Below are 23,572 nucleotides of genomic sequence, written 5' to 3'. Positions count from 1 at the left end.
TCCAGGTCGCGCGCGCCTCCTTGCGACGCGCGCGCTCGGGCGGTGCCAGCGGCGGAAATCTACATCTCTCGCGCCGATCCGGCTTCAGTATTGCTGCTCATTCGCCGGGCGGCGCGCCCAGGCGCGCGCGCCCGCGGGCACTTCGTCGGACCCTCCGACCGGTTGCAGATATAGCGGCACCTCGGTGCTGTGACCAGATTGGAGGGCGCGTCTTGTCGGCTCATGAGTGATGGCGAAAGCATCGAAGCCGACACGGCGCATCAGGGGGATCTGGTCGAGAAGCACATCTCCGACGGCCCGGACCTCGCCGGAAAATCCCATCCGTTGGCGCAGGATGCGGGCACTGGAATACCCTCGTCCGTCGGAGAACGCCTTGAAATCAATGGCAACCATCTCAAGCCGCGCCAGATGCGGGGCAAGCCGGTTGATGTCCTCGCCCGCCCTGACGAGCACGGCGAGCCGCACGCCCTCGTCAAGGTCGCCGGCGTCCTCAAGGAGCCGCTCGAGCGTCAGGACGACGGCCCGTGTCGCCACCTCCGAAAGCGCGGTCTCCTCGTCGACGAACGTCCAGTCATCGGCCTCGAAGGCGCCGTTGCGATAAAGCGTCGCAGTCATGGTCAGATCCCCGCTCCCTGCTCGTTTTCAAGGGGAAGTGCGATGTGAATGCCGCATTCGGTCTTCTCGCGGCCGCGCCACCGGCCGGCGCGCGGGTCCTCGCCTTCGGCGACCGGGCTCGTGCAGGGCATGCAGCCGATCGAGGGATAGCCCTTCGCGACGAGGGGATGCGGCGGCAGGTCCTCGGCCGCGATATAGGCCCGCAGGTCCGAAGGATCCCAGTCGGCCAGCGGGTTCACCTTGATCCGCGCACCATCGCTCTCGAACACCGGAATATCGGAGCGCGTGCTTGCCTGAAACCGCTTGCGCCCGGAGATCCAGGCCGAAAAGCCCGAAAGCCCTCGCGCCAGTGGCAGCACCTTGCGGATGTTGCAGCAGGCATCCGTATCGCGCATCCACAGTGCGCCGCCGGGATCGAGCGTGGCGATGTCGTCCTGCGCGGGACCCAGCGTGCGCACGTCGCTCAGGCCGAAGCGCGCGACCAGCGCATCGCGGTAGCGCAACGTGTCCGGAAAGAGCTTGCGCGTGTCGATGAACAGCACCGGGATCGAGGGATCGACGCGCGAGACGAGATGCAGCAGCACCGCCGATTCCGCCCCGAAGGAAGACACCAGCGCCAGATCGTCGCCAAAGCGCGCCCGCGCCGCGGCGATGATGTCGAGCGCCGAGCCGCCACGGTGGATCCGTGCCAGGCGCGCCGCCTCGAGCGCCGGATCGTCCGGCGCGCGCATGGGTTCAGGCCGTGCCATAAAGCGCCTCCTTGAACGGGGCATCGCCGACGCGCCGGTAGGCGGCGAGGAAATCCTCGTCGTGGTCGCTGCGCAGGTCGATGTAGGTGTCGACGATCTTTTCCACCGCATCGACAACCTCGTCATAGGAGAAGCCGCGACCGACGATCTCGCCGATGGAGGTCTTCTCGTCGGCCGAGCCGCCGAGCGTGATCTGGTAGAATTCCTCACCCTTCTTCTCGACGCCGAGAATGCCGATGTGGCCGACGTGATGATGGCCGCAGGCGTTGATGCAGCCCGAGATCTTGATCTTCAGATCGCCGATCTCGCGTTGCCGACCCGCGGCGGCGAAGCGCTCGGAAATCCGCTCCGCGACCGGGATGGACCGCGCCGTGGCCAGCGCGCAGAAGTCCATTCCCGGGCAGGCGATGATGTCGGTGACGAGCCCGGCATTGGCCTCGCCCAGGTCATGCGCGCGAAGCTCCGCGAAGATCGCCGGAATATCCCGCTTGCGCACATGCGGCAGCACGAGGTTCTGCTCGTGGCTGACACGGATCTCGTCGTGGCCATAGGTCTCGGCCAGGCGGGCGACGACCTCCATCTGCTCCGCCGTCGCATCGCCCGGCGCCTTGCCGATGGGCTTCAGCGAGACGGTCACGCTGGCATAGCCCGGCGCACGGTGCGCATGGACGTTGCGCTCGGCGAAGACGGCAAGCTGCGGATCCGCGGCCACAGCCCTTTCGAAGTCAGCCGCTGCCGCTTCCGCCTCGCTCGCGAAGGGGGGGGCTGCGAAATAGGCGACGATGCGGTCGATCTCGTCCTGCGGCAGCGTCAGGATGCCGTTGCGCGTCTCCGCGAACTCGCGTTCGACGTCCGCTTTCAGCGTCTCCAGCCCGGTTTCGTGGACGAGGATCTTGATGCGGGCCTTGTACTTGTTGTCGCGCCGGCCATAGCGGTTGTAGACGCGCAGGATCGCCTCGCAATAGGCCAGAAGATCCGCTTCGGGAAGGAAGTCGCACACCTTGCGGCCGATCATCGGCGTGCGTCCGAGGCCGCCGCCGACGAAAACGGCGAAGCCCACCGAGCCGTCTTGCGCGCGCACCGCCTGAAGGCCGATGTCATGCACCTGCACCGCGGCGCGGTCATGCGGCGCGCCGGTGACCGCGATCTTGAACTTGCGCGGCAGGAAGGTGAATTCCGGGTGGAGCGAGGACCACTGGCGCAGGATCTCGGCATAGGGGCGCGGATCGACGATCTCGTCGGCGGCGGCGCCGGCGAAATGGTCTGCGGTGACATTGCGGATGCAATTGCCCGAGGTCTGGATGGCGTGCATCTCGACCTCGGCGAGCTCGGCCAGGATCGCCGGGATATCCTTCAGCCGCGGCCAGTTGAACTGGATGTTCTGGCGGGTGGTGAAGTGGCCATAGCCCCGGTCATAGGTCCGCGCCACATGGGCGAGCCGGCGCATCTGGCGTCCGTTCAGCGTTCCATAGGGAACAGCGACGCGCAGCATGTAGGCATGAAGCTGGAGGTAGACACCGTTCATCAGCCGCAGCGGCTTGAACTGCTCCTCGCTCAGGTCTCCGTCAAGCCGGCGGCGCACCTGGTCGGTGAACTGCTCGACACGCGCCGACACGAACTGGGCGTCGAATTCATCATAGCGGTACATCGTATCGTCTCCGTCTCGCCTGTCGCGGCAGGGGTCGGCGTCGTGGGTCGGGGGTCTGGGGTCTGGGGTCTGGTGCCAGGTTCAGGCGACCGAGCTGGTGCGGCGCGCCTGCTTGCCGAGGTCGCGGCGCGAGGTCGGGCCGGTGGAGCGGATGCGTTCACGCAAGCGCACGGGCGACAGGCTGCCGTCTTCCTTGCGCGCCAGATCGATGAGATAGGGCTCCACCACCTCGCGCTCCGCGACCGCGCGCGCGGCGAATGCCTCGGCATCCGCCTCCGCGTCCGTGGTCTCGAGCAGGCGGCAAAGGTCCAGCGTCTCGACCCAGCTCCCGGAGCGCCCGAGCCAGACGACCTCCCCGTCGATCAGGCGATTGGCGGTCATTGCTTTCATGCTTGGCTATCCTTCCTGGAATGGCTTGCCCGGCGTCTCAGGCGGCAGCGACCTGGCGCACGCGCGCGCCAGGCGCGACATCGATCGACCGCGCGCTCGAGAGATCCGCGTGGGAAACCACCTCGCCGATGACGATCAGAACCGGCCCGGCGATGTCGTCGCGGGTCTCGAGCCCGGCAAGCTCGCGCAAGGTGCCGGCATGGACGGTCTCTCCCTGCCGGGCGGCGTTCTCGACGATAGCGACGGGTGTTTCCCGCGACAGTCCCGCCTCGACAAGACGCCCTGCGACCCGCGCGGCCACGGAGCGCCCCATGTAGACGGCGACGGTCGCCCCCGTGAGCGCCAGTTCGCCCCACGCCGGCAGGGTGTCGCCGTCGCGGTCATGGCCTGTCGCGAAGACAAGGCTGGAGGCGACGCCGCGCAGTGTGAGCGGCAGGCGGATGCTGGCCGCCGCAGCCAGCGCCGCGGTAACGCCGGGCACGACATCATGAGAAATTCCGGCCGCGCGAAGGGCGGCGAGCTCTTCGCCAGCGCGGCCGAACACCATCGGATCGCCGGCCTTGAGCCGCACGACACGGCGGCCGGCCGAGGCCTCGCGCACGAGGATGGCATTGATCTCGTCCTGGGCGACCGAATGGGCACCCTTGCGCTTGCCCACGGAGATGCGCTCCGCGTCGCGCCGGCCCATGGCGACGACGGCGTCGGGCACGAGGGCATCGTGAACGATCACATCCGCTTCCTGCAGCAGGCGTTGCGCCCGCAGGGTCAGCAGATCTTCCGCGCCCGGGCCCGCGCCGACCAGCCAGACGAAACCGGCTTCATCGGCTTCCCCGTTCAGCAGGCGCTGAGCTTGCGCGCGCGCCACACCCGGGCGGCCGGCCTGCAGGTTGGCGGCGACCGCGCCGGAGAAAAAGCGCGCCCAGAACCGGCGCCGCGCCGCGCCGTCCCTCAGCACGCGGGCGACCGTATCGCGAAAGCTCTCGGCCAGACGGGCCAGATCACCGGTTTCCCGCGGCAGAAGCGCCTCGATGCGGGCGCGGATGTGGCGCGCGAGCACCGGACCGACGCCGGTTGAGGTGATGGCGATGGCAACTGGCGCGCGATTGACCAGCGCACCAACATAGAAGTCGCACAGGTCGGGACGGTCGACCGCATTGGCCGGAATGCCCAGGCGGCGCGCGGCGGCAACGACGGCCGTATCCGCATCCTCTTCTCCGCTGGCAGCGAAGACGAGCGCGGCCCCCTCGATCAGGTCAGGGGAAAACGCGCGCGCAACGATCCTCGCGGCGGCTTTTTCCGCCGCGGCGACAAGCGGCGCCTCCGGCGCGCGGGCAATCACCACAAGGCGAGCGCGCGTCTCCGACAGAAGCCGGACCTTCGCGGCCGCCTCGTCGCCTTCGCCGACGACCACGACCCGACGCCCCTCCACCTTGTGGAAGGTCGGGAAAACGGAAAGCTTGCGGTTGTTCGTATCATCAGCGCCAGACATGCCCAGATCTCCGACCTTGCGTGAGCAAGACCAGAGATAAGGCTTTGCCACGTCCAACGCCGGGCATGGCTTTTCAAAGCGACAGGAAAGGAGAGAAAATTCGTTCCGCAAACAGCCGACACCTGCCGCGTGCACGCACCGATGGACCGGCAGGCTTTCCCCCGCCCGGTCTGCGGATATCCCCGTCTGTGGCAATCACAATCGCCGCTCAGGTCAGGCGATGGCAAGGCAGCCGTGTAAAATTCATCCGCCTTCATCCTTCCCGCTCGAGTGTCACGACTGAAGTGCGACATCCGAATGTTGATTTTATTTCATACTTTTCTGACGCCTCGGCATTTCAGCCAAGCAAGATGAAAGTGAATGAAATCCCTTTCAGGCCTTGGTAGGCTTGCAACCGCTCTAACACCCTTGGTTGATTCCATAGTCTGAATTAACTCGATTCCCGCTCATTTGTCGTTTCCAGCCTGAGTATTTACCGTGGTAAAAGCTGTTTTCTTTGACGTTTTCGGGACAATCGTCGATTGGCGAAAAGGCCTCGGCGAGGGATTTCATCGCGCCTTCGCGCGGCATGGCACGCAGGTCACCTGCGGGCGCCTCGCCGATCTCTGGATGGCCGAATTGAGGGAGGCCTGCGCGTCTCGGCCCGACGTCCCCGACGCTTTCCGCCCGTTCAGGGAAATTGTGGAAGAGACACTGGAGCGGACGCTGCGCGGTCACGCCGGTGACGTCCCGATTCCGGACAAGGAGAAGGCGGTCCTTCAGCACGCGCTTGAGCGGCTGCCTGCCTGGCCCGACAGCATCCCGGGCCTGCGGTCGTTGCGGCGCGAATATGTTGTCGCGGCTTGCTGCGATGCCTCGATTGCCTCGACGACCTGGCTCGCCAAGAACGCCGGCCTTCCGTTCGACCTCGTCCTTGGTGCGGATATCGCAGGAGCACGCCTGCCGGACCCGCGCCTCTACACCGCCTCGGCGGCCGCGCTCGGGCTCGCGCCCGGCGAGGTTATGGTCGCCTCTTGCCACAATGGCGATCTGGAAATCGCACGCTCAGCCGGCTTCAAGACCGGGTTCTTCGCGCGCCCGAAGGAGACGGGCGGTCAGGCAAAAGCGGATCTCGCCCCAAGCGAGGCATGGGACGTGGTCGCCTTCGATCTTCTCGATCTTGCCCGGCATCTGGAATCGGCGATTTTCTGAGAGGCGAAGCCCGGGCGCGACGACAATCGCCGCCGCGCCGCCGCTTGTGCCTATTTCAGCGCCTGAAGCACCGAAACATAGTTGGCGACCGCCGCGCCACCCATGTTGAAGATACCGCCGAGTTCCGCGCCCTTGACCTGAATGTCGCCGGCGCGCTCCGTCAGCTGCATGGCGGAAAGGACGTGCATCGATACGCCGGTGGCGCCGATGGGATGCCCCTTCGACTTCAGCCCGCCGGACGGATTGACCGGCAGCTTGCCGCCCATTTCGGTCCATCCCTCGAGAATCGCCCGATGCCCCTCGCCCGGCGCGGTCAGGCCCATGGCCTCATACTCGATCAGCTCGGCGATGGTGAAACAGTCGTGGGTCTCCACGAAGGACAGGTCCTCCAGCGAGATGCCGGCGGACGAAAGCGCCTGCTTCCAGGCGTGCGTGCAGCCCTCGAAGGCGAGGATGTCGCGCTTCGACAGCGGCAGGAAGTCCTGCACGTGGGCATGCCCACGGAAGGCGACGGCCTTGTCGCGTCCAAGCGCGGTCGGAATGTCGGCAAGGACGAGCGCCGCCGCACCGTCCGACACCAGCGAACAATCCGTACGCTTCAGTGGCCCGGCGACATAGGGGTTCTTTTCGCTCTCGGTGCGACAGAAGTCGAAGCCGAGATCCTTGCGCATCTGGGCGTAGGGATTGGCGACACCGTTCTTGTGGTTCTTGGCAGCAATCGCGGCCAGTGCGTCCGACCGGTCGCCATACTTCTGGAAGTAGGCCTGCGCGATCTTGCCGAATACGCCCGCGAAGCCCGCCGGCGTGTCGCCCTCCTCGACAAGATAGGAAGCCTTGAGCAGGTTGCGCCCGATCTCGGGCCCCGGCGTCCTGGTCATCTGCTCGACGCCGACGACCAGCACCACCCGCGCCTCGCCGCTGGCGATTGCCCGCACGCCCTGATGCACGGCGGCCGAGCCGGTCGCGCAGGCGTTCTCGACACGGGTCGCCGGCTTGAAGCGCAGCGCCGGATCGGCCTGCAGCACCAACGAGGCGGTGAAATCCTGCGCCGTGAAGCCGGCGTTGTAGTGGCCGAGCACGATCTCGTCGATATCCGCCGGCTCGAAACCCGCATCCGCGATCGCGTCGCGCGCAACCGAGACGATCAGGCTCTCGACGGTTTCTTCCGGATGCTTGCCGAACGGCGTATGCGCCCAGCCTACAATCGCTGCTGTCATGATGTTTCTCCCTGTCTCGCCGGCGCGCCCCCACACAGCCGGCCAGTATCCAGCGACTGGCCTCACCACGGCTGGCCATCCGCTGATCCGCTGTCCGCCGGTGCGCGCAAGCCCCCGCGAGCCGCACGGACATCCAGCATGGACGAGGCGACGATTTCACTTTCGGGAGACCGGCGCAAGCGCGTTGTTTACGAGAACGTCAATTCATATGAAATAGTTCATTAAAATCAATTAGATGCGAAATATCTTGCAAGTCATGAAAGACAACTCGCCCCGGTGCACGATGCGTGTGCAAGGGCCGGCACAAAAGAAAAGACCCGGCGGTTTCCCGCCGGGTCTCTCCCATCAAATCCGGTAAAGGATCAGATTAGAACGTGCGCTGCACGCGGAACACGCCGACCAGGTCGTCCTGGTTCGCGAGAGTCGCACCCGACTTGAAGTTGCGGTTGCGGTACTCGAGCTCGATGCCGGTGGAGAGACCGGACACCGGACGCCACACCAGGTTACCCTGGACGGTGGTGTCGGCGAAGTCGTTGACGCTCAGAGCCTGGTCGATCTTGTTGTACGACGCGGTGAGCGACGTGGAAACAGCCGGGGTCCAGAAGTGGGTGAAGCCACCGCCGATGCCCCAAGCGGTCGACAGCTTCAGGCCGCCGGTCGTGCCGTTGTAGGAACCGTCGGTGAAGACGCCATCCCACGCAGAGCTGACGTAGCCGATCGCGCCCGAAGCGTAGGACGCCTGCAGCGAGAAGCTGTCGCCAGCAGCGATCATCGGAAGGTTGAACGTGGCGCCAGCGCCGATCGCCCAGCCCATCTTGCCCTTGCCGCCGAGACCGGCACCAACTGCGACACCAGTAACACCACCAGCAAGCGTGGTCGGAGCGACGGAAGCGCCATAGACGTGATGCAGAGCACCCATGATCTGGGCCGAACCCCAACCCTGGTCAACGCGCAGGTTGGCGACGAAGTCCGGAACCTTGTGGCCGCCGTAACCGGAGACATTGGCCGGGAAAGCCGTTGCCGAACCCGGGGTAGCAAGCTGCAGGCCGTTGTAGAAGATCTGGCCACGCTTCTCGTCGCCGTTCTCAACCGACAGCGAGGCCGAGAAGCCGTTGCCGAACTGAGCGGTGTAAGCGAACAGGTTCGTCTCGCCGTAGTCGGCGAAGCCCTGATCCAGGACCGCACCCCAGTTGTCACCGGTGTAGAACTGGAAGTAGGAAGCCGTACGACCGACGACGAAGCCGCCGAGCTGGATGAAGGCCTCGTCAAGGGTCAGACCCTCGGCGCCATTGTTGTCCGTCGTGATGTACGCGGCAACGTAGGTGCGGAGCAGGCCGTACTCGGTGTTGGTGCGGCTGTCGAAGTTCATGTAGCCACGAGCACGCATGGTCGTGGCGTTCTTACCACGGCTATCCCAAGCGGAAGTGCCCTTGTCGAGCATGTCGTTGAAGCGGAACTCGACGCGGACGCCGCCACCGATCTTCAGGCAGGTCTCGGTGCCCGGGATGTAGAAGAAGCCCGTGCCGAAAGCGTCGCAAACGCGGACGTAATCGATCGGCTCCGGAGCCACCGGGAGATCGGCGGCCTGAGCGCCCGTAGCCGCAAGGGCGGCAGCGGAAGCGCCGAGCAGGATGCTCTTGATGTTCATTTCCTGACCTCGTCGTTTTTCCCTGTGTGACCTGGCGGCCAAGGGAGTGATTAAGTGAGCAAGCTTCCCCGCGAGCTCATGTCTGGTTCTAAGCCACCGGGTCGGGAGGTCGCAACCGGCAAATGACCCGAAGCGGCACTGCGCGGACACAGTGTGTCTTTGTGGTGACACCTCGTTAAGGCTCCGTTAGCACTCTCTTTACCTTCTGTTAGGAAACGGGCTGTTTTCGGCGGTTTTTGCCGTTTCTGGCGTGAGACGGCCGGCGTTTGTGGCGGCCCGATCCCCCGCCTTCCCTGCGGGGACCGCCGGACGGAACCCGTTTCGCGTGCCCGCGCGCCGGATGGCGGGCACCGTGATTCCCCGCCATCCGGCGCGCGGGCGGCGCGCAGACAGAATCGCTGCCCGCCTTCCCAGCCGGCCGCGCGCGCAAAACCGGGTGCCACTTTGCCTCCCGATGCCGTAAACACCCCGAACGGCGCGCGGCACACACAGCAGTCGCGCCCGGGACCGCCCGCGCGACATCCGCGCGACACCGATGCGAGCGAGGATACATGAGCGAGAGACCGGCCATCTCCGTCTTTATAATAGCGCGCGACGAGGCAGACCGGATCGGGCGGGCGATCGACAGCGTCGCCCGCTTCGCCGACGAGGTGATCGTCATCGACAGCGGATCGAGCGACGGCACCCACGCGGTCGCCGAGGCCCATGGCGCGCGCGTTCTCGTCAACGCGTGGCCGGGCTATGGCGCACAGAAGCGATTCGGCGAGGACGCCTGCGCCAACGACTGGATCTTCAATCTCGACGCGGACGAGGCGGCCACGCCCGAACTGGCCTCGGAAATCGTCGCCCTGCGCGACGGTGACGGGCTTGCTGCGGCGGATTTCTGGCGGGTGCGAATCAAGGATGTGTTCGCTCATGAGGACGGCCCCGCGCCCTGGGCCTACGGCTACAATCAGATCCGCCTCTACGACCGCAGCAAGGGGCGCTTCTCCGCCTCCCCGGTGCACGACACCGTCCGTCCGCCCGACGGCGCGCGCATGGGACAGCTGAAGGCGGCGATGGCGCATCGCTCCATCCGCTCGATCGCCTTCCATGTCGAGAAGATGAACCGCTACTCGACCATGCAGGCAAACGACATGGCCGCGCGCGGCCGGCGGATGGCCAGATGGCGGCTCGTCACGGAGTTCCCGCTCGCCTTCGCCAAGGCCTATCTGCTGCGCCGCTATGCGCTCTACGGCTGGTGGGGCCTCGTGATCTCGACCAATTTCGCCTACACGCGCTTCCTGCGCCTTGCCAAGGCGTATGAGCGCGAGCTCAACGAGCGCGGCTGAGCGCCGATAAATGACACGCGCATCCGCAATCCGCTAAGAAGGCTATACGCGACCAAGCCTTCCCTCAACGACCAGCCAGGCCGACGACCCGATGCAGACAGTCACCATTCGCAGCACCACGTTCAACGTCACCGACGCGCGCCCGGGTTTCTGGAAGCAGGCCGTCGACGGCAACTGGGAAAAGCCGACCTACGACATCCTCGACGCCTGCGTGGACGAGAACACCATCTGCCTCGATTTCGGGGCCTGGGTCGGCCCGACGGTTCTTTATGAAGCCCCGCGCGCGCGGAAGGTCATCGCCTTCGAGCCGGATCCGGCGGCGGCCGACGAGCTGGAGGCCAACATCGCGCTCAATCCGGAGATCGCCGACAAGGTGACCGTGCTGCGCAAGGCGGTGTGGACGCAGGCGGGCGAGCAGACCATGTCGGCGAAGACCGCGCAGGGCGATTCCATGTCGAGCTTCGTGCACAAGGACGCGGACGTGACCTGGAGCGTCGAATGCATCGGCATCGAAGAGATCGCCGCGATGATCGGGCCCAACGACAAGCTCTTCATCAAGATGGACATCGAGGGCGCCGAATACGACGTGGCGCCCCTGCTGGCGCCGCTGCTCGACCGGCCGGAGATCGACGTCTTCATTTCCTTCCACCCCCGGTTCGCCGCCGGCGGTCATCCGCGCTTTCACAAGACCTTCGGCATGACGCGCCGGGTGTTCGCCCCCTTCAAGGGCTTCCACCTGACGCGCGTCGGCCGCAAGGCGCTGCATTCGGCGCTCGACGTCGCGGTGCTCTCGCGCCTCGGGCTCTGGCTCTTCGAGGCCAAGCGCGGCTTTCTCTTTTCCCGGCAAAAGCGGCATCTGCGCTGAGCAGCGCCTTTTCGCGCGCACCCCGACACGACGGCCCACCGGGCCGCAACAGGCACGATCATGACATCACCCTCCATCGCGATCATCGGCGCGGGACCGGCCGGGCTCATCGCCGCCGACCGGCTTTCGGAAAAGGGCGCGCGCGTCACGCTCTACGAGCGCATGCCCTCGGTCGCGCGCAAGCTGCTCATGGCCGGACGCGGCGGCCTCAACCTGACCAACAACGAGCCGGCGGAGGCCTTTCTGCCCCGCTACCGCGAGGCGGAGGCAAGGCTTGCTCCCGCGATCGCCGACTTCGGCCCCCAGGCGCTGCGCGACTGGTGCACGGGTCTCGGCATCGAGACCTTCGTGGGCTCGAGCGGGCGCATTTTTCCAAGCGCGCTGAAGGCCTCGCCGCTGGTGCGCGCGCTGCTTGCCCGGCTGAGCGCGCGCGGCGTGACCATCCGCACCCGCTGGCGCTTCACCGGTTTCGACGACGGATTGCGCTTCGAGACGCCGGACGGAGCGCTGATCCTGCCGGCGCCGGATGCCACATTGCTGGCGCTTGGCGGCGCGAGCTGGCCAAGGCTCGGCAGCGACGGCTCCTGGCACGAGATCCTGGCTGAGGCCGGCGTTGCGCTGACACCGCTGAGGCCGGCGAATTCGGGCTTCACAGTCGACTGGTCGGAGTTCTTCTCCAGCCGCTTCGCCGGCACGCCGCTGAAACGGATCGTCGCGTCCCATGGCGGCCACGCGGTCGCCGGCGAAGCCATGGTGACCCGCTCCGGGATCGAAGGCGGGGCGATCTATGCGCTGTCGGCTGACCTGCGGGAGGCGCTCGCGGCCGGCGATGCCACCAGCGTGACGCTCGACCTGCGTCCGGACATCGAACCGGGGGAACTGGAGCAACGGCTTTCGACGCCGCGCGGCAAGCGTTCGCTCTCCACGCATCTGCGCAAGAGCGCCGGGCTTGCGCCCGTCGCCATCTCCCTCCTGTCCGAATTCGGCGAGCGGCCACAGCAGCCCGCGGCACTTGCGGCGAAGATCAAGGCGCTCGACATCCCGCTCTCCGGCATTGCCGGGATGAGCCGGGCGATCTCGACCGCCGGTGGCGTGTCCTGGGAGGGGCTCGACGAGGCATTGATGCTCGCCTCCCTGCCCGGCGTCTTCGTCGCCGGCGAGATGATCGACTGGGAAGCGCCGACGGGCGGCTATCTGCTTCAGGCAAGTTTCGCCACCGGACTGCGGGCGGCGGAAGGCATCGCGCGGCGCCTCGGGCTCTGAGCGCGCTGCATCCCGCCGATGGGCCGGCACACCAACGGCCGGACCTGCGACGGCACGCAAAACAACGGGAAAGGGCCGGCATGTCGCCGGCCCTTTCCCGTTGTGCAGCAGACGTCGGTTCGGAGCTTCAGCGGCAGAACCTGGCACGGCCCGAGTAGGTACGGAAATAACCGCTCTGCGGGTCGAAGGAGCGATACTTCGCCGAGCAGTAGCGATACCAGGCCGGCGTCCAGGGCTCGGGGCGGTCATAATAGACCGGGGCCGGCTCGTAGCGCGGCGCCGGCTCGACATAGTAGCGCGGCTGCGACAGGGCGGATCCGACCAGCGCGCCGGCAGCAAAGCCGCCAGCCGCGGCCCAGCCGTTGCGATGGTTCCAGCCACCTGCCTCGGCACCGGTGTTGGCGGTGGCCAGGACGGCGCCAGCCGTCAGGGCAATGGCGAATCCAGTGATTGCGATCTTCTTGTACATGACGACATTCCCTCTGTTTTCCGTTCACTTTATTATTTCAATCTTCAGGATGAAACCTCGATCACCCATGAAACGAAAGTACACAAACAAAACTTCCGTTGATGTGATGGCCATCACGTCCAGTTCATTTCCCGTAATTGCTCAATTTTTACGAAAATCACGGCCGAAAGCCGCCCTGCTCCAGCGCTGCATATCGCCGCCGTCCATCGTCTCCGGGCCTTCTGCGTAGGCATCCCGATTGACATGAAACATGAATCATGCGTCATATAATTGTCGTGACAGTCGCGCAGGCTCGCGAACGCCAGACGTTCGCGAGCACCGCGCGGGTCGAGACGATGCGGCGGACGAGGAGGTCCGCAGGAGACCGGCGGCTTTTGCAGCCGCCCTGCCCTGCGGAACGTCAGGCCAATGCCATGGGCGCGACAGCCGCCATGGCGGATCGAAGGGAGGAGAGGGGATGAAACGCATTATCGCGGCGGCCGCGCTTATGGCGGCGGGCCTGTCATCGTCGGCCATGGCGGACGATATCAAGATCGCCCATGTCTACGGCAAGACAGGCGCACTGGAGGCCTATGCCAAGCAGTCGCACATCGGTCTGATGATGGGCCTCGAATATGCGACCGGCGGCACGATGGAGATCGACGGACGCAAGATCACCGTCATCGAGAAAGACACCCAGCTCAAGCCGGATATCGGCCGCGCGGCGCTTGCCGAGGCCTATGGCGATGACGAGGTGGACATCGCCGTCGGACCGGTTTCCTCGGGCGTGGCGCTCGCCATGCTGCCGGTGGCGGAGGAATACGGCAAGATCCTACTGGTGGAGCCGGCCGTGGCCGACTCGATCACCGGGGAGAACTGGAACCGCTACATCTTCCGCACCGGTCGCAACTCCTCGCAGGACGCGGTGGCCAACGCCGTGGCGCTGGGTGCCGAGGGCGTCACCATCGCGACGCTCGCACAGGACTATGCGTTCGGGCGGGACGGCGTCGCAGCCTTCCGCGAGGCGCTCGGCCCGACGGGCGCGAAGCTGGTCTTCGAGGAATACGCGCCCACCGACACCCAGGACTTCACCGCCAGCGCCCAGCGCATCTTCGATGCACTGAAGGACGAGAAGGGGCGCAAGTTCCTCTTCGTGATCTGGGCAGGAGGCAACAATCCGATCGGCAAGATCAAGGCGATGAACCCGGAGCGCCTCGGTATCGAGATCGCCACCGGCGGCAACATCCTCGCCGCGATGAAGGCCTACAAGGCGTTGCCGGGCATGGAAGGCGCCACCTACTACTACCATGACATCCCGAAGAACGCGGCCAACGACTGGCTCGTCACCGAGCACGAGAAGCGCCACGGCACGCCGCCGGACTTCTTCACCGCCGGAGGCATGTCGGCAGGCATCGCCATCGTCGAGGGCATCCGCAAGGCGGGTTCCACCGACACGGACGATATGATCGCCGCGATGGAGGGCATGTCCTTCGAAACGCCGAAGGGCACGATGACCTTCCGCGCCGAGGACCATCAGGCCCTTCAGTCCATGTATCACTTCAAGATCCGGGTCGATCCGGAGATCGAGTGGGGCATTCCCGAACTTGTGCGCGAGCTGAAGATCGGGGACATGGACATTCCCGTTCGCAACAAGCGCTAGCGCGCCCGGCGGACCCGGGCACCGGCGGGGAGAGAGATCCACGCCGGTGCCCGAGCCGCCCCTGCCCCGCCGCCCTCTCCCCATTCCTTCGCCGGAGGCCCGTGTTGACGCGCGAACCGCCCGTTCTCGCCACCGAGAACCTGACCATCCGCTTTGGCGGGCATGTGGCCGTCGACGGCGTTACCTGCGCCTTCGAGCGCGGCACGCTGACCGCCATCGTCGGCCCCAACGGCGCCGGCAAGACCACCTGTTTCAACCTGATCTCCGGCCAGCTTCCGGCAACCTCGGGCACGGTGCGCCTCAACGGCGAGGACGTGACCCGGCTCGGGGTCGCGGCGCGCTGCGACCGGGGGATCGGGCGGGCATTCCAGCTCACGAGCCTCTTCGCCAGCCTCAGCGTGCGCGAGAACGTGCGCCTCGTCGCCCAGTCGCGGGCGCGGCGCGGCTTCGACCTGTTCTCCCGCGCCGACAGCCACATCGAGCTTGTCGAGCGGGCGGAGCATGTGCTTGCCGAGGTGCGGCTGGCCGACAAGCGCGACATGACGGTTTCAGAGCTTGCCCATGGCGACCAGCGAAAGCTGGAGGTGGCGATGATGATCGCGCTCGCCCCGCAGGTGCTGATGTTCGACGAACCCACCGCGGGAATGAGCGTCGACGAGGTGCCGGTGATCCTAGATCTGATCCGGGGTCTCAAGGCGGATCGTGACCGCACGATCCTGCTGGTGGAGCACAAGATGGACGTCATCCGCAGCCTCGCCGACCGCATCGTGGTGCTGCACAACGGTGCGCTCGTCGCCGATGGCGAGCCGGGCGAGGTGATGCGTTCGGCCATCGTTCAGGAGGCCTATCTCGGGCGCGCCGCGCCAGCGACGGAGGCCAGCTCATGACCGACAGCCTCCTCACCCTTTCCGGCGTCCACACCCACATCGGCCCTTATCATATCCTGCAGGGCGTCGATCTGTGCGTGCCGCGCGGCGGCGTGACCGTGCTGCTGGGGCGCAATGGCGCGGGCAAGTCCACAACCTTGCGCACCATCATGGGACTGTGGTCGGCCAGCGACGGCGAGATTCGCTTCGACGGAACGCGCATCGAGGCGCGCGCGACGCCCGATATCGCGCTTGCCGGCATTGCCTATGTGCCGGAAAATATGGGCATCTTCTCCGACCTTACGGTCGGCGAGAACATGCGTCTCGCCGCCGTACACGGGCCGATGGACGCCGGACGCCTTGCCTGGATCAAGGACCTGTTCCCGCCCATCGGCACCTTCTGGGACAAGCCCGCGGGCACGCTTTCGGGCGGCCAGAAGCAGATGCTCTCCGTCGCCCGCGCCATCATCGAGCCGCGCCGGATGATCCTCATCGACGAGCCGAGCAAGGGGCTCGCCCCGGCCATCGTGCAGGCGATGACGGACGCACTGGCGGAGTTGAAACGCACCGACACGACAATCCTGCTGGTCGAACAGAACTTCGCCATGGCGGCGGCTCTGGGCGACACGGTCGCGGTGATGGACGACGGCCGCATTGTCCACGCCGGAACAATGGCGGAGTTGGCCGCCGACGCAACCCTGCAGGAGCGACTGATGGGACTGAGCCTGGAGGTACATCAATGAGCGAGACCGCCATCCGCCCCCGTCTCGTCGCCGCCTCGCCGCGCGAGCGGCTGGTTCGCGCGGCGCCGCTGCTGCTGGTGCCGGCGATGGCGCTCGCCGGTTTCATCGGCGTCGGCGCGCCCTCGACCTGGCTGACGCTCACCGTCGCCGGCCTTGCCATGGGCCTGATGATCTTCATCATGGCCTCGGGCCTGACCCTGGTCTTCGGCCTGATGGACGTGATCAACTTCGGCCATGGCGCTTTCGCCACCGTCGGCGCCTTCGTCGGCTTCACCGTGCTCGCCTGGCTTTCCGGCTGGAGCGCTTCCAGCGCCGTCGCGTTGAACCTGGCGGCCGTGTTCCTGGCGATTCTTGCCGCGATGGCGGTCACCGGCGGTCTCGGCCTGGCCTTCGAGCGCGTGATCGTGCGCCCGGTCTACGGCCATCACCTGAAGCAGATACTCGTCACCATGGGCGGGCTCATCGTCGCCCAGCAGATGATCCACGTGATCTGGGGGCCTGACGCGCTCCATGTCGCCCGCCCGGCCATCTTCCAGGGATCGGTGGTGATTGCCGACGCGGTGATCGAGAAATACCGGATCTTCGCCGTCGCCGTCGGTCTCGTCCTGTTCGTCGCTCTGCGGCATGTGCTGCAGGCGACGAAGGTCGGCCTGCTGGTGCGCGCCGGCGTCGAGAACGGCGAGATGGTCGAGGCGCTCGGCTATCGCATCCGGCGGTTGTTCCTGCTTGTGTTCATGGCCGGCTCGGCGCTGGCCGGGCTCGGCGGCGTCATGTGGGGTCTCTATCAGGAAACCATCACCGCCCACATGGGCTCGGAGATCATGGTGCTGATCTTCATCGTCGTCATTATCGGCGGCCTCGGCTCCATCGAGGGCTGCTTCATCGGCGCGCTGCTGGTCGGGCTCCTGTCCAATTACATGGCCTTCCTCGCGCCCAAGGTCGCGCTGGTCTCGACGATCGCGCTGATGGTCGCCGTGCTGATGTGGCGTCCGCAGGGCCTGTTCCCGGTGGTCAAGGCCAAGTAGGAGCCCCAGATGTTCGACACGATCCTCTCCGGCGACCGCCCGCGGAGCCGCTCGCTGGCGCTCCTGCTCGTGGCCATCCTGATTGCACTGGCGCTGGCCCCGTTCCTCTTTCCCGGCACCAAGTCGCTCGACACCGCCGCGCGCATCTGCATCTTCATCGTGCTGGTGGCAAGCTACGATCTGCTGCTCGGCTACACCGGCATCGTTTCCTTCGCCCATACGATGTTCTTCGGCATTGGCGCCTATGGGGTCGCCATCGCACTCTCCACGCTTGGCGCCTCCTTCACGGCAATCGCGCTCGGCACGCTCGGGGGGGCAGCACTCGCCGGCGTCCTGGCGCTAGCAATCGGCCTCTTCTCGCTGAGGGTGAAGGCGATCTTCTTCGCCATGGTGACGCTCGCCATCGCCAGCGCCTTCGCCGTCCTGACCTCGCAGCTGTCGTGGCTGACCGGCGGCGAGGACGGACTGACCTACCGGATTCCGAAGGTGCTGACGCCGGCCTTCAAGTTCGCGGACGCACGCATCCTCGACGTGCGCATGGACGGCCGATTGCTCGCCTACTACCTGATCTTCACCGTCGCCGCGCTGCTCTTCCTGGCCCTGCTGCGGATCGTCAACTCGCCCTTCGGGAGCACGCTCAAGGCGGTGCGGGACAATGCCTTCCGCGCCGAGGCGATCGGCTACCGTGTCGTCTGGTACCGCACCACGTCGACCGTGCTTTCCGCCGTTGTCGCGGCCCTCGCCGGCGCGCTGCTCGCGATCTGGCTGCGCTACACCGGGCCGGCGACCACGCTTTCCATGGAGATCATGATCGACATCCTGCTGATGGTGGTGATCGGCGGCATGGGGACGATGTATGGCGCGGTCATCGGGGCGACGCTGTTCATCCTGGCCCAGACCTATCTGCAAACGCTGATGGCCGGTGCCGAGCAGGCGACGCAGGCCGTGCCGCTGCTGCCCGTTCTGCTTGCCCCGGAGCGCTGGCTGCTGTGGCTCGGCGTGCTGTTTATCCTCTCGGTCTATTTCTTCCCGGACGGGATCGTCGGACGGCTCAGGAGCCGCAAATGACCGGTCTTCACGTCCGCCGCGACGGACGGTCGCGTCCTGGCGCCAGACCGCTCGTCCTGCTGCACGGCTGGTCCTGCCACGGCGGCTTCTTCGCGCCGCAGATGACCGCCTTCGCATCCCGGACGCTGGTTCTCGCCCCGGACCTTCCCGGCCATGGCGAGAGCGCGGCATTCCCCGCGCCGACCATCGAGGCGGCCGCCGACGCGCTCGCGGACCTGCTTGACAGGGAGGACCTCTCGGACGTGGTCCTTTCCGGCTGGTCGATGGGCGCGCTCGTCGCCTGGTCGCTGATCGCCCGTCACGGCACGGCGCGCATTGCCCGTCTCGTGGTGGAGGACATGTCGCCGAAGGTGATCAACACGCCCGACTGGCCCCACGGCAGCCTCAACGGGCTCGACGCGGCGCGCAACCTCGTGTTCCTGCGCGCCATCGGGAGCCAGTGGCCCCGCCTTGCCCCGGCAACCGCGCGGCGCTGCTTTGCCGCCGACGCCGACCCCGCGCTCGTCGCCTGGACGGAAGCGGAGATCCGAAAGGCGGATCCCTTGCGCCTCGCCGCCATGTGGCACTCGCTCACCGCCCAGGACTTCCGCCCGCTGATGCCCCGCCTCGACATTCCGGTGACGCTCGCCCACGGTGCGCGCAGCCAGCTGTATTCTGCGGAAACAGCCCTGTGGCAGGCTGGACAATTGCCAGAGGCGCGCGTTCTTTCCTTTGCCGCCTCCGGTCATGCACCGCATCTGGAGGAAAGTTTGGCCTTCAATGAAATGCTCGGCGAACAGGTTTTTCAATAAAGTCGGGAAATACTCGATTTTTCCTCACTTGAAGGTAGCGGCATTTCGGATTATATTGCGCGTGCTGGAACTTGTTCCGGCTAGGCGGGCTTGAAAATTCGAATCCCGGTTAAGAAAGTTTCGGTATACGGCGCATGCCCGGTTCGTTGAGCCGGTATTGTCGAGAAGAACTGCCTTTCCCGTTTCAGAATGCCACGCTCGCGCAAGCAAGTGCGCTTACTTGCGCTCTTTAATTTTTACAGACTACGGGACAGGAGTTTCCCCATGCGCCAGACCGGCACCCTCAAGTTCTTCAACCACGAGCGTGGTTTTGGCTTCCTTACGCCGTCCGAGGGCGGCAAGGACGTTTTCGTTCACATCACCGCTTTCGAGCGCTCCGGCATCGCGGTCCCGGCTGAAGGCACGGCGCTGACCTTCATCACCGAGGAAGACCGTCGCGGTCGTGGCCTGCAGGCCGCTCAGATCGAGCTCGGCTGAGCCCAGCGCTCACAGCAAGCACGGTTTCAAACGCCGCCGGCCCCGCCGGCGGGGTTTTTGTTTGTCGCAACGGCAGTTTCGTTCAACCGGCTACATCCTCCACATAGACCAGCGCCCTGCCCTGGCAGATCCGCTGCCCGGTCGTCGTCTCGCACACGGTCTCCAGATCGACGAGGTGCTTTTCCGGGCGCAGCCGCGTCACCGTCACCCGGGCGATCAGCGGCACGTCGAAGGCCGCCGCCTCCAGGAACGTCATTTCCTGCTTCAGGTAGTTGGTGCCGGACCCCGGCAGCCTGACGCCCAAAAGATAGGAAAAGAGCCCGCCGACGAGCGGCTCCGGCACCGCACCCGGAACCTCGGAAAGACCGGCGAGCGCGGCGAAATCGCGTGCGTCCCGCTCCGAGTAGCTGCGGATCGTCTCCGCGCTCTGGCCGAGTTCAAGCGTCATCGTCCGTCCTCCGCCAGCCCGCATTCCCCCGCAAGCACCACCGCATCGTCCGCGACCCGGCGGATCGACACGGCAAGCCGCCACGGCAACCGCGCATCGGGCGCAACGACAAGCTCCAGCTCCTCGCCCGCATAGGCGGGATTCGGGAACATCAGCGTCTGCGTCGCATGGCCCGCCTGCGGCCACCGGCGACGGATTGCCGCGTAGGCGCGCGCGTACAGCAGCATGCCGTGCGAGACCGTCCGCCCGAACCGCGTGCGCGCGGAGAACTCCGGGTCGACATGGATGGGATTGTCATCCCCCGAGAGCACGGCGAAGCGGTCGAATTCCTCCTGCGTCGGCGTCCAGCGCAGTGTCAGGGGCGCTTGCGGGACGGTGTCTGCCAGGGCTGCGCTCATGCGCCATCCTCCTTGCATTTGGCCAGATGTCGGGTTTTCAGGACGTGTTTCTGCACCTTGCCGGCGGCGGTGCGCGGCAGATCCGGGGCGACCTCGATGTGGCGCGGCAGCTTGTAGCCGGCAAGCCGCTCGCGGCACCAGGCGACGAGCGCGTCGCGGTCGATGCGGGCCGACGGACGCGGCACCAGATAGGCCGCGCCGACCTCGCCCCATCGCGCGTCGGGCACGCCGACAACGACGGCTTCCTGAATGTCGGGATGGGTCACGAGGACCCGCTCGACCTCGGCCGGATAGACGTTTTCCCCGCCGGAGATGTACATGTCCTTGATCCGGTCGACGATGGCGAAATAGCCGTCGGCGTCGCGCCGGGCGACATCGCCCGAGCGCAGCCAGCCGCCCGGCGCGAAGGCCGCCGCCGTCGCCTCCGCGTTGCCGTAGTAGCCGGGCGTCACGCCGGGACCGCGGATCTGGAGCTCGCCTTCGCCCTCGCCTGTCACCTCGCTGCCATCCGCCGCCACCAGCCGGACCTCGGCAAGGATCTGTGCCTTGCCGACCGAGCCGATCTTCTCGGCCGCGCGCTCGGGATCGGAGAGGAACACGGTCGGACCGGTCTCGGTCATGCCCATGCCGTTGCAGACGGTCACCCCCCGCTCGATGTAGCTGCGCAGCAGCGGAGCGGGCATCGGCGCGCCGCCGCAGCCCAGGCTCTTCACGGCGGAGAAGTCGGCACGGGCGAACCCCGGCTCCAGCGCCAGCGCCTGGTAGATCGCCGGAACGCCGAAGAACGCGGTGACACTGCCCTCGTCGATGAGGCGCAACACGGCGGCGGGGTCGAAGCGGCGCAGGATGGTCGAGCTTCCCCCGGCAAGAAACAGCGGCAGCGTGAAGAGGTTGATGCCGGCGGTGTGGAACAGCGGCAGGAAGTTCACGCTCGCATCCTGCCGCCCGATACCGCTGGCCTGGGTGTAGTTGACCGCGTTGGCCCAGGCCATGCCGGCGGTCTGGATGACCAGCTTCGGCGCACCGGTGGTGCCCGAGGTCGCAAGCAGATACCAGGGCGCGTCCGCTTCGATCCTCCCGCCCTGTGCAAGCGGCTGCGCGGATGCCGCGTCACACGCGTCGCGAAACCGGTCGCCCGTCTCCCGTGTATCCGCAGCCGCATCCGCATAGGCGAAGGCGGCAAGCCCGACGAGGCCGGCAAGCCCTTGCGCTGTCGCGCAGGTCGCCGCGTCGTGAAGGATGAAACGCGGCGCCGCCTCCGCGACCGTGGGCGCGAGTTCGGCCGGCGGCTGGCGCCAGTTGAGCGGCAACAGGATCGTTCCGCTCTTCTGCGCGGCAAGCAGCAGCACGAAAAACTCGGCGTGGTTCTGCGTCAGAACAGCCACCCGCTCGCCGCGCCCCGCACCGAGCGCTGCAAGCGCGCGCGCCATCCGGTTTGCCCACGTTTCCACCTCGGCGAAGCTGAGTGCAACGCCGGTCTCATGATCTACGAAGGCGGTCTTGTCCGGCGTCAGCTCCGCCCGGCGCGCCGCCATGTCGGTAACGAATTGCATGAAAGCCTTCTCCCGAAAGGCCGTTCGACCTGTATTTCCGCCCTAGGCACGCCGCGCCGAGGTGAACTCCGCCATGCGCGCCAGGGTCTCCGGCCTGCCGATCAGCGACAGAAACCCCTGCCGCTCGCGCTCCAGGGCCTCGGCGACACGGGCGCGACGGGCCGGCGTCCATACCGCCGCACGCGTGGCGCCAAGGCTGCCCGCGTCCATCTTCGACAGCTCGGCGACCAGCGCGCGGACTTCGCTGTCCAGCCGTTCGGCTGTGCAAACCCGGCTCGCCAGACCAAGCGCTTCGCACGCCTCCGCCGACAGCCGCGTGTTGAGATATTGCACCTCAAGCGCCCGCGCCGTTCCGATGCGCTCCGGCAGGAGCGCGGTCCAGCCTCCGTCGGGGGCAAACCCCATGACCCCGTAGTAGGGCTGGAGGAAAGCCTCCCGGCTCATGACCACCATGTCCGCGGCCAGCACGAAGCCCGCCGCTCCTCCGGTTGTCGCGCCATTGACGGCGGCAATCACCGGAGCGGGAAACGACAGCAGATCGAGGATCGCCTGGTTGAGCAGCCCGACGATCTCCTGCGCATAAGCGGCAAGGCCCTCCGGCGTGCGGGCATGGTCCTGGAACGCGGCGACATCTCCGCCAGCCGAAAAGGCACGGCCTTTCGCCGCAAGCACAAGGGCGCGCGGCGCGGCATCGCGCGCGGCCGCGATTGCCGCGCGCAGCTGGTGCAGAAGTTCCGGGATCAGCGCATTGCCCCGGCCCGGCCGGTCGAGAACGATCCGGGCGCTCCCGCCGGCAAGCTCGAGATGCGCCAGGGACGTCGCCCCACGCGCCCGCGTCGGCGCCTCAGCCATCGTCGCCCCCCGCAGGCCCACGCCCGCAACGCAGGCCGTTTTCCAGCAGGTCATGAGCCGAGGCGACAAGATCGTCGATCGCGGCCCCTCCCTCGAAGACCACCTGATATTCGCCCAGCGAGCGGGCAATGCCCATCAGCGTCCATGCGCGGATGGTGGCGTCACCCGGGCGCAGTTCCCCGGCGGCGGCGGCCTTTTCGAGGCCGGCGCGGTAGCCCTCGGCGAACGTTCGGAAATAGGCGCGATAGGCGGCGGGATCGACAAACTGCGCTTCCTGGACGATGCGATAGAGTTCCGGGTGCGTCGACACGAAGGTGAGGAACGCGCGCAATCCCTCGCGCTCGGCCGCGAGCCGGTCATCAAAGCCGGCGGTCGCCTCGTTGATCACATGACGCAACATCCGCCCCATGTCGGCGACAAGTTCCGAGAACACCTCGTCCTTGCTGGCGAAGTAGATGTAGAATGTCCCCTGGGCAACGCCGGCCTCGCGCGTTATCGCGCCGATCGATGCCTCGCTGTAACCCTGCCGGCCGATGACGGTCTCCGCCGCCGACAGGATTGCGCGCCGCGTTGCTTCGCCGCGCGCCGTCTTCGGGCGCGGGGCAGACGTGTCACCGCCAGCCTCCGGCGCATCCGCGCGCCCAGCCGCCGCCACGTCCGCCGGCTTTCGCCTTCCCGGACGCCCGGACGCCCCTCCCGTGCTCCCGATCACGACGCTTCCTCCTCCTAAACATGAATCATGATTCATCATTCATGTCATGCCGGAAAATTGCAAGCCGAAACCCGTCCTGCGCCGGATTGCCGAGGGTTCGACGCTACAACGGCGGCCGCCTCCCG

General features: G+C 66.6%; 24 protein-coding genes. 11 read left to right on the top strand and 13 right to left on the bottom strand.

Annotation, left to right across the window (positions count from 1 at the left end):
* Positions 1-84: 84 nt before the first annotated feature.
* From ACN0WF_RS08015 to cysG, 5 genes are all read right to left on the bottom strand, one after another.
* A complete protein-coding gene (locus ACN0WF_RS08015; protein WP_417772282.1) occupies positions 85-615 on the bottom strand; it encodes a DUF934 domain-containing protein in 531 nt (176 codons plus the stop codon).
* Between the two features lie 2 nt (positions 616-617).
* The gene (locus ACN0WF_RS08010; RefSeq protein ID WP_417772281.1) at positions 618-1,364 is read right to left on the bottom strand and encodes a phosphoadenylyl-sulfate reductase; all 747 of its coding nucleotides are present in this window, start codon (positions 1,362-1,364) and stop codon (positions 618-620) included.
* The gene (locus tag ACN0WF_RS08005) at positions 1,351-3,012 is read right to left on the bottom strand and encodes a nitrite/sulfite reductase (protein ID WP_417772280.1); all 1,662 of its coding nucleotides are present in this window, start codon (positions 3,010-3,012) and stop codon (positions 1,351-1,353) included. The genes ACN0WF_RS08010 and ACN0WF_RS08005 overlap by 14 nt, the downstream gene beginning before the upstream one ends.
* A gap of 81 nt (positions 3,013-3,093) precedes the next feature.
* Complete coding sequence (locus tag ACN0WF_RS08000; protein WP_417772279.1) at positions 3,094-3,402, bottom strand: DUF2849 domain-containing protein; 309 nt, start codon at positions 3,400-3,402, stop codon at positions 3,094-3,096.
* A 37-nt stretch (positions 3,403-3,439) separates the two neighbouring features.
* Positions 3,440-4,891, bottom strand: coding sequence for a siroheme synthase CysG (gene cysG, locus ACN0WF_RS07995; protein WP_417772278.1), 1,452 nt, complete (start codon positions 4,889-4,891; stop codon positions 3,440-3,442).
* Between the two features lie 477 nt (positions 4,892-5,368).
* On the opposite strand from cysG, the gene ACN0WF_RS07990 reads away from it, so the two are divergent.
* Positions 5,369-6,082, top strand: coding sequence for an HAD family hydrolase (locus ACN0WF_RS07990; RefSeq protein ID WP_417772277.1), 714 nt, complete (start codon positions 5,369-5,371; stop codon positions 6,080-6,082).
* Positions 6,083-6,132: 50 nt separating this feature from the next.
* Here ACN0WF_RS07990 and ACN0WF_RS07985 read toward each other — a convergent pair whose 3' ends face one another.
* Both ACN0WF_RS07985 and ACN0WF_RS07980 read right to left on the bottom strand, forming a co-directional pair.
* A complete protein-coding gene (locus tag ACN0WF_RS07985; RefSeq protein ID WP_417772276.1) occupies positions 6,133-7,299 on the bottom strand; it encodes an acetyl-CoA acetyltransferase in 1,167 nt (388 codons plus the stop codon).
* A gap of 367 nt (positions 7,300-7,666) precedes the next feature.
* Positions 7,667-8,947, bottom strand: a complete 1,281-nt coding sequence (locus ACN0WF_RS07980; RefSeq protein WP_417772275.1) for a porin — start codon at positions 8,945-8,947, stop codon at positions 7,667-7,669.
* 551 nt (positions 8,948-9,498) lie between these two features.
* On the opposite strand from ACN0WF_RS07980, the gene ACN0WF_RS07975 reads away from it, so the two are divergent.
* The 3 genes from ACN0WF_RS07975 (at position 9,499) to ACN0WF_RS07965 (ending at position 12,406) form a co-directional block, all read left to right on the top strand.
* Positions 9,499-10,278, top strand: coding sequence for a glycosyltransferase family 2 protein (locus tag ACN0WF_RS07975; protein WP_417772274.1), 780 nt, complete (start codon positions 9,499-9,501; stop codon positions 10,276-10,278).
* 91 nt (positions 10,279-10,369) lie between these two features.
* A complete protein-coding gene (locus ACN0WF_RS07970; RefSeq protein ID WP_417772273.1) occupies positions 10,370-11,143 on the top strand; it encodes an FkbM family methyltransferase in 774 nt (257 codons plus the stop codon).
* Positions 11,144-11,203: 60 nt separating this feature from the next.
* Positions 11,204-12,406 (top strand): TIGR03862 family flavoprotein, encoded by a 1,203-nt coding sequence (locus tag ACN0WF_RS07965; protein ID WP_417772272.1) that lies wholly within the window; start codon positions 11,204-11,206, stop codon positions 12,404-12,406.
* A 127-nt stretch (positions 12,407-12,533) separates the two neighbouring features.
* Here the strand turns inward: ACN0WF_RS07965 and ACN0WF_RS07960 are convergent, their stop codons facing one another.
* Entirely contained in the window at positions 12,534-12,875 is a 342-nt protein-coding gene (locus ACN0WF_RS07960) for a BA14K family protein (RefSeq protein ID WP_417772271.1), read from the bottom strand.
* Positions 12,876-13,332: 457 nt separating this feature from the next.
* Between ACN0WF_RS07960 and ACN0WF_RS07955 the strand changes: the two genes are divergently transcribed.
* The 7 genes from ACN0WF_RS07955 (at position 13,333) to ACN0WF_RS07925 (ending at position 19,484) form a co-directional block, all read left to right on the top strand.
* Positions 13,333-14,514, top strand: a complete 1,182-nt coding sequence (locus ACN0WF_RS07955) for a substrate-binding domain-containing protein (RefSeq protein ID WP_417772270.1) — start codon at positions 13,333-13,335, stop codon at positions 14,512-14,514.
* 104 nt (positions 14,515-14,618) lie between these two features.
* Entirely contained in the window at positions 14,619-15,401 is a 783-nt protein-coding gene (locus tag ACN0WF_RS07950) for an ABC transporter ATP-binding protein (protein WP_417772269.1), read from the top strand.
* Positions 15,398-16,123: an ABC transporter ATP-binding protein gene (locus ACN0WF_RS07945; protein WP_417772268.1), complete on the top strand. Its 726-nt coding sequence runs from the start codon at positions 15,398-15,400 to the stop codon at positions 16,121-16,123. The genes ACN0WF_RS07950 and ACN0WF_RS07945 overlap by 4 nt, the downstream gene beginning before the upstream one ends.
* Complete coding sequence (locus tag ACN0WF_RS07940) at positions 16,120-17,148, top strand: branched-chain amino acid ABC transporter permease (RefSeq protein WP_417772267.1); 1,029 nt, start codon at positions 16,120-16,122, stop codon at positions 17,146-17,148. The genes ACN0WF_RS07945 and ACN0WF_RS07940 overlap by 4 nt, the downstream gene beginning before the upstream one ends.
* A gap of 9 nt (positions 17,149-17,157) precedes the next feature.
* Positions 17,158-18,216, top strand: a complete 1,059-nt coding sequence (locus ACN0WF_RS07935) for a branched-chain amino acid ABC transporter permease (RefSeq protein ID WP_417772266.1) — start codon at positions 17,158-17,160, stop codon at positions 18,214-18,216.
* A complete protein-coding gene (locus ACN0WF_RS07930) occupies positions 18,213-19,007 on the top strand; it encodes an alpha/beta fold hydrolase (RefSeq protein ID WP_417772265.1) in 795 nt (264 codons plus the stop codon). The genes ACN0WF_RS07935 and ACN0WF_RS07930 overlap by 4 nt, the downstream gene beginning before the upstream one ends.
* A gap of 264 nt (positions 19,008-19,271) precedes the next feature.
* Positions 19,272-19,484, top strand: coding sequence for a cold-shock protein (locus ACN0WF_RS07925; RefSeq protein WP_417772264.1), 213 nt, complete (start codon positions 19,272-19,274; stop codon positions 19,482-19,484).
* Positions 19,485-19,566: 82 nt separating this feature from the next.
* On the opposite strand, the gene ACN0WF_RS07920 is transcribed toward ACN0WF_RS07925, so the two are convergent.
* The 5 genes from ACN0WF_RS07920 to ACN0WF_RS07900 are packed head-to-tail and all read right to left on the bottom strand — an operon-like array spanning position 19,567 to position 23,447.
* The gene (locus ACN0WF_RS07920; RefSeq protein ID WP_417772263.1) at positions 19,567-19,932 is read right to left on the bottom strand and encodes a phosphate acetyltransferase; all 366 of its coding nucleotides are present in this window, start codon (positions 19,930-19,932) and stop codon (positions 19,567-19,569) included.
* Entirely contained in the window at positions 19,929-20,330 is a 402-nt protein-coding gene (locus ACN0WF_RS07915; RefSeq protein ID WP_417772262.1) for a MaoC/PaaZ C-terminal domain-containing protein, read from the bottom strand. The genes ACN0WF_RS07920 and ACN0WF_RS07915 overlap by 4 nt, the downstream gene beginning before the upstream one ends.
* Complete coding sequence (locus ACN0WF_RS07910; RefSeq protein WP_417772261.1) at positions 20,327-21,883, bottom strand: AMP-binding protein; 1,557 nt, start codon at positions 21,881-21,883, stop codon at positions 20,327-20,329. The genes ACN0WF_RS07915 and ACN0WF_RS07910 overlap by 4 nt, the downstream gene beginning before the upstream one ends.
* A gap of 42 nt (positions 21,884-21,925) precedes the next feature.
* The gene (locus tag ACN0WF_RS07905; RefSeq protein WP_417772260.1) at positions 21,926-22,735 is read right to left on the bottom strand and encodes an enoyl-CoA hydratase/isomerase family protein; all 810 of its coding nucleotides are present in this window, start codon (positions 22,733-22,735) and stop codon (positions 21,926-21,928) included.
* On the bottom strand, positions 22,728-23,447 hold the full coding sequence (locus ACN0WF_RS07900) for a TetR/AcrR family transcriptional regulator (RefSeq protein ID WP_417772259.1): 720 nt from the start codon (positions 23,445-23,447) through the stop codon (positions 22,728-22,730). Before ACN0WF_RS07900 ends, ACN0WF_RS07905 begins: the two co-directional genes overlap by 8 nt.
* Positions 23,448-23,572: the final 125 nt, after the last annotated feature.

The sequence above is a fragment of the Stappia sp. genome (assembly GCF_048268045.1).
Taxonomy (GTDB): domain Bacteria; phylum Pseudomonadota; class Alphaproteobacteria; order Rhizobiales; family Stappiaceae; genus Stappia.
The sequence above is the reverse complement of the archived record's forward strand: the minus strand, read 5'-3'. Positions and strand labels throughout refer to the sequence as shown.

What these genes read in the sequence shown, in the direction of transcription:
- ACN0WF_RS08015 (WP_417772282.1), bottom strand. Translation starts at nt 615, where the DNA reads ATGACTGCGACGCTTTATCGCAACGGCGCCTTCGAGGCCGATGACTGG.
- ACN0WF_RS08010 (WP_417772281.1), bottom strand. Translation starts at nt 1,364, where the DNA reads ATGGCACGGCCTGAACCCATGCGCGCGCCGGACGATCCGGCGCTCGAG.
- ACN0WF_RS08005 (WP_417772280.1), bottom strand. Translation starts at nt 3,012, where the DNA reads ATGTACCGCTATGATGAATTCGACGCCCAGTTCGTGTCGGCGCGTGTC.
- ACN0WF_RS08000 (WP_417772279.1), bottom strand. Translation starts at nt 3,402, where the DNA reads ATGAAAGCAATGACCGCCAATCGCCTGATCGACGGGGAGGTCGTCTGG.
- cysG (WP_417772278.1), bottom strand. Translation starts at nt 4,891, where the DNA reads ATGTCTGGCGCTGATGATACGAACAACCGCAAGCTTTCCGTTTTCCCG.
- ACN0WF_RS07985 (WP_417772276.1), bottom strand. Translation starts at nt 7,299, where the DNA reads ATGACAGCAGCGATTGTAGGCTGGGCGCATACGCCGTTCGGCAAGCAT.
- ACN0WF_RS07980 (WP_417772275.1), bottom strand. Translation starts at nt 8,947, where the DNA reads ATGAACATCAAGAGCATCCTGCTCGGCGCTTCCGCTGCCGCCCTTGCG.
- ACN0WF_RS07975 (WP_417772274.1), top strand. Translation starts at nt 9,499, where the DNA reads ATGAGCGAGAGACCGGCCATCTCCGTCTTTATAATAGCGCGCGACGAG.
- ACN0WF_RS07970 (WP_417772273.1), top strand. Translation starts at nt 10,370, where the DNA reads ATGCAGACAGTCACCATTCGCAGCACCACGTTCAACGTCACCGACGCG.
- ACN0WF_RS07965 (WP_417772272.1), top strand. Translation starts at nt 11,204, where the DNA reads ATGACATCACCCTCCATCGCGATCATCGGCGCGGGACCGGCCGGGCTC.
- ACN0WF_RS07960 (WP_417772271.1), bottom strand. Translation starts at nt 12,875, where the DNA reads ATGTACAAGAAGATCGCAATCACTGGATTCGCCATTGCCCTGACGGCT.
- ACN0WF_RS07955 (WP_417772270.1), top strand. Translation starts at nt 13,333, where the DNA reads ATGAAACGCATTATCGCGGCGGCCGCGCTTATGGCGGCGGGCCTGTCA.
- ACN0WF_RS07945 (WP_417772268.1), top strand. Translation starts at nt 15,398, where the DNA reads ATGACCGACAGCCTCCTCACCCTTTCCGGCGTCCACACCCACATCGGC.
- ACN0WF_RS07940 (WP_417772267.1), top strand. Translation starts at nt 16,120, where the DNA reads ATGAGCGAGACCGCCATCCGCCCCCGTCTCGTCGCCGCCTCGCCGCGC.
- ACN0WF_RS07935 (WP_417772266.1), top strand. Translation starts at nt 17,158, where the DNA reads ATGTTCGACACGATCCTCTCCGGCGACCGCCCGCGGAGCCGCTCGCTG.
- ACN0WF_RS07930 (WP_417772265.1), top strand. Translation starts at nt 18,213, where the DNA reads ATGACCGGTCTTCACGTCCGCCGCGACGGACGGTCGCGTCCTGGCGCC.
- ACN0WF_RS07925 (WP_417772264.1), top strand. Translation starts at nt 19,272, where the DNA reads ATGCGCCAGACCGGCACCCTCAAGTTCTTCAACCACGAGCGTGGTTTT.
- ACN0WF_RS07920 (WP_417772263.1), bottom strand. Translation starts at nt 19,932, where the DNA reads ATGACGCTTGAACTCGGCCAGAGCGCGGAGACGATCCGCAGCTACTCG.
- ACN0WF_RS07915 (WP_417772262.1), bottom strand. Translation starts at nt 20,330, where the DNA reads ATGAGCGCAGCCCTGGCAGACACCGTCCCGCAAGCGCCCCTGACACTG.
- ACN0WF_RS07910 (WP_417772261.1), bottom strand. Translation starts at nt 21,883, where the DNA reads ATGCAATTCGTTACCGACATGGCGGCGCGCCGGGCGGAGCTGACGCCG.
- ACN0WF_RS07905 (WP_417772260.1), bottom strand. Translation starts at nt 22,735, where the DNA reads ATGGCTGAGGCGCCGACGCGGGCGCGTGGGGCGACGTCCCTGGCGCAT.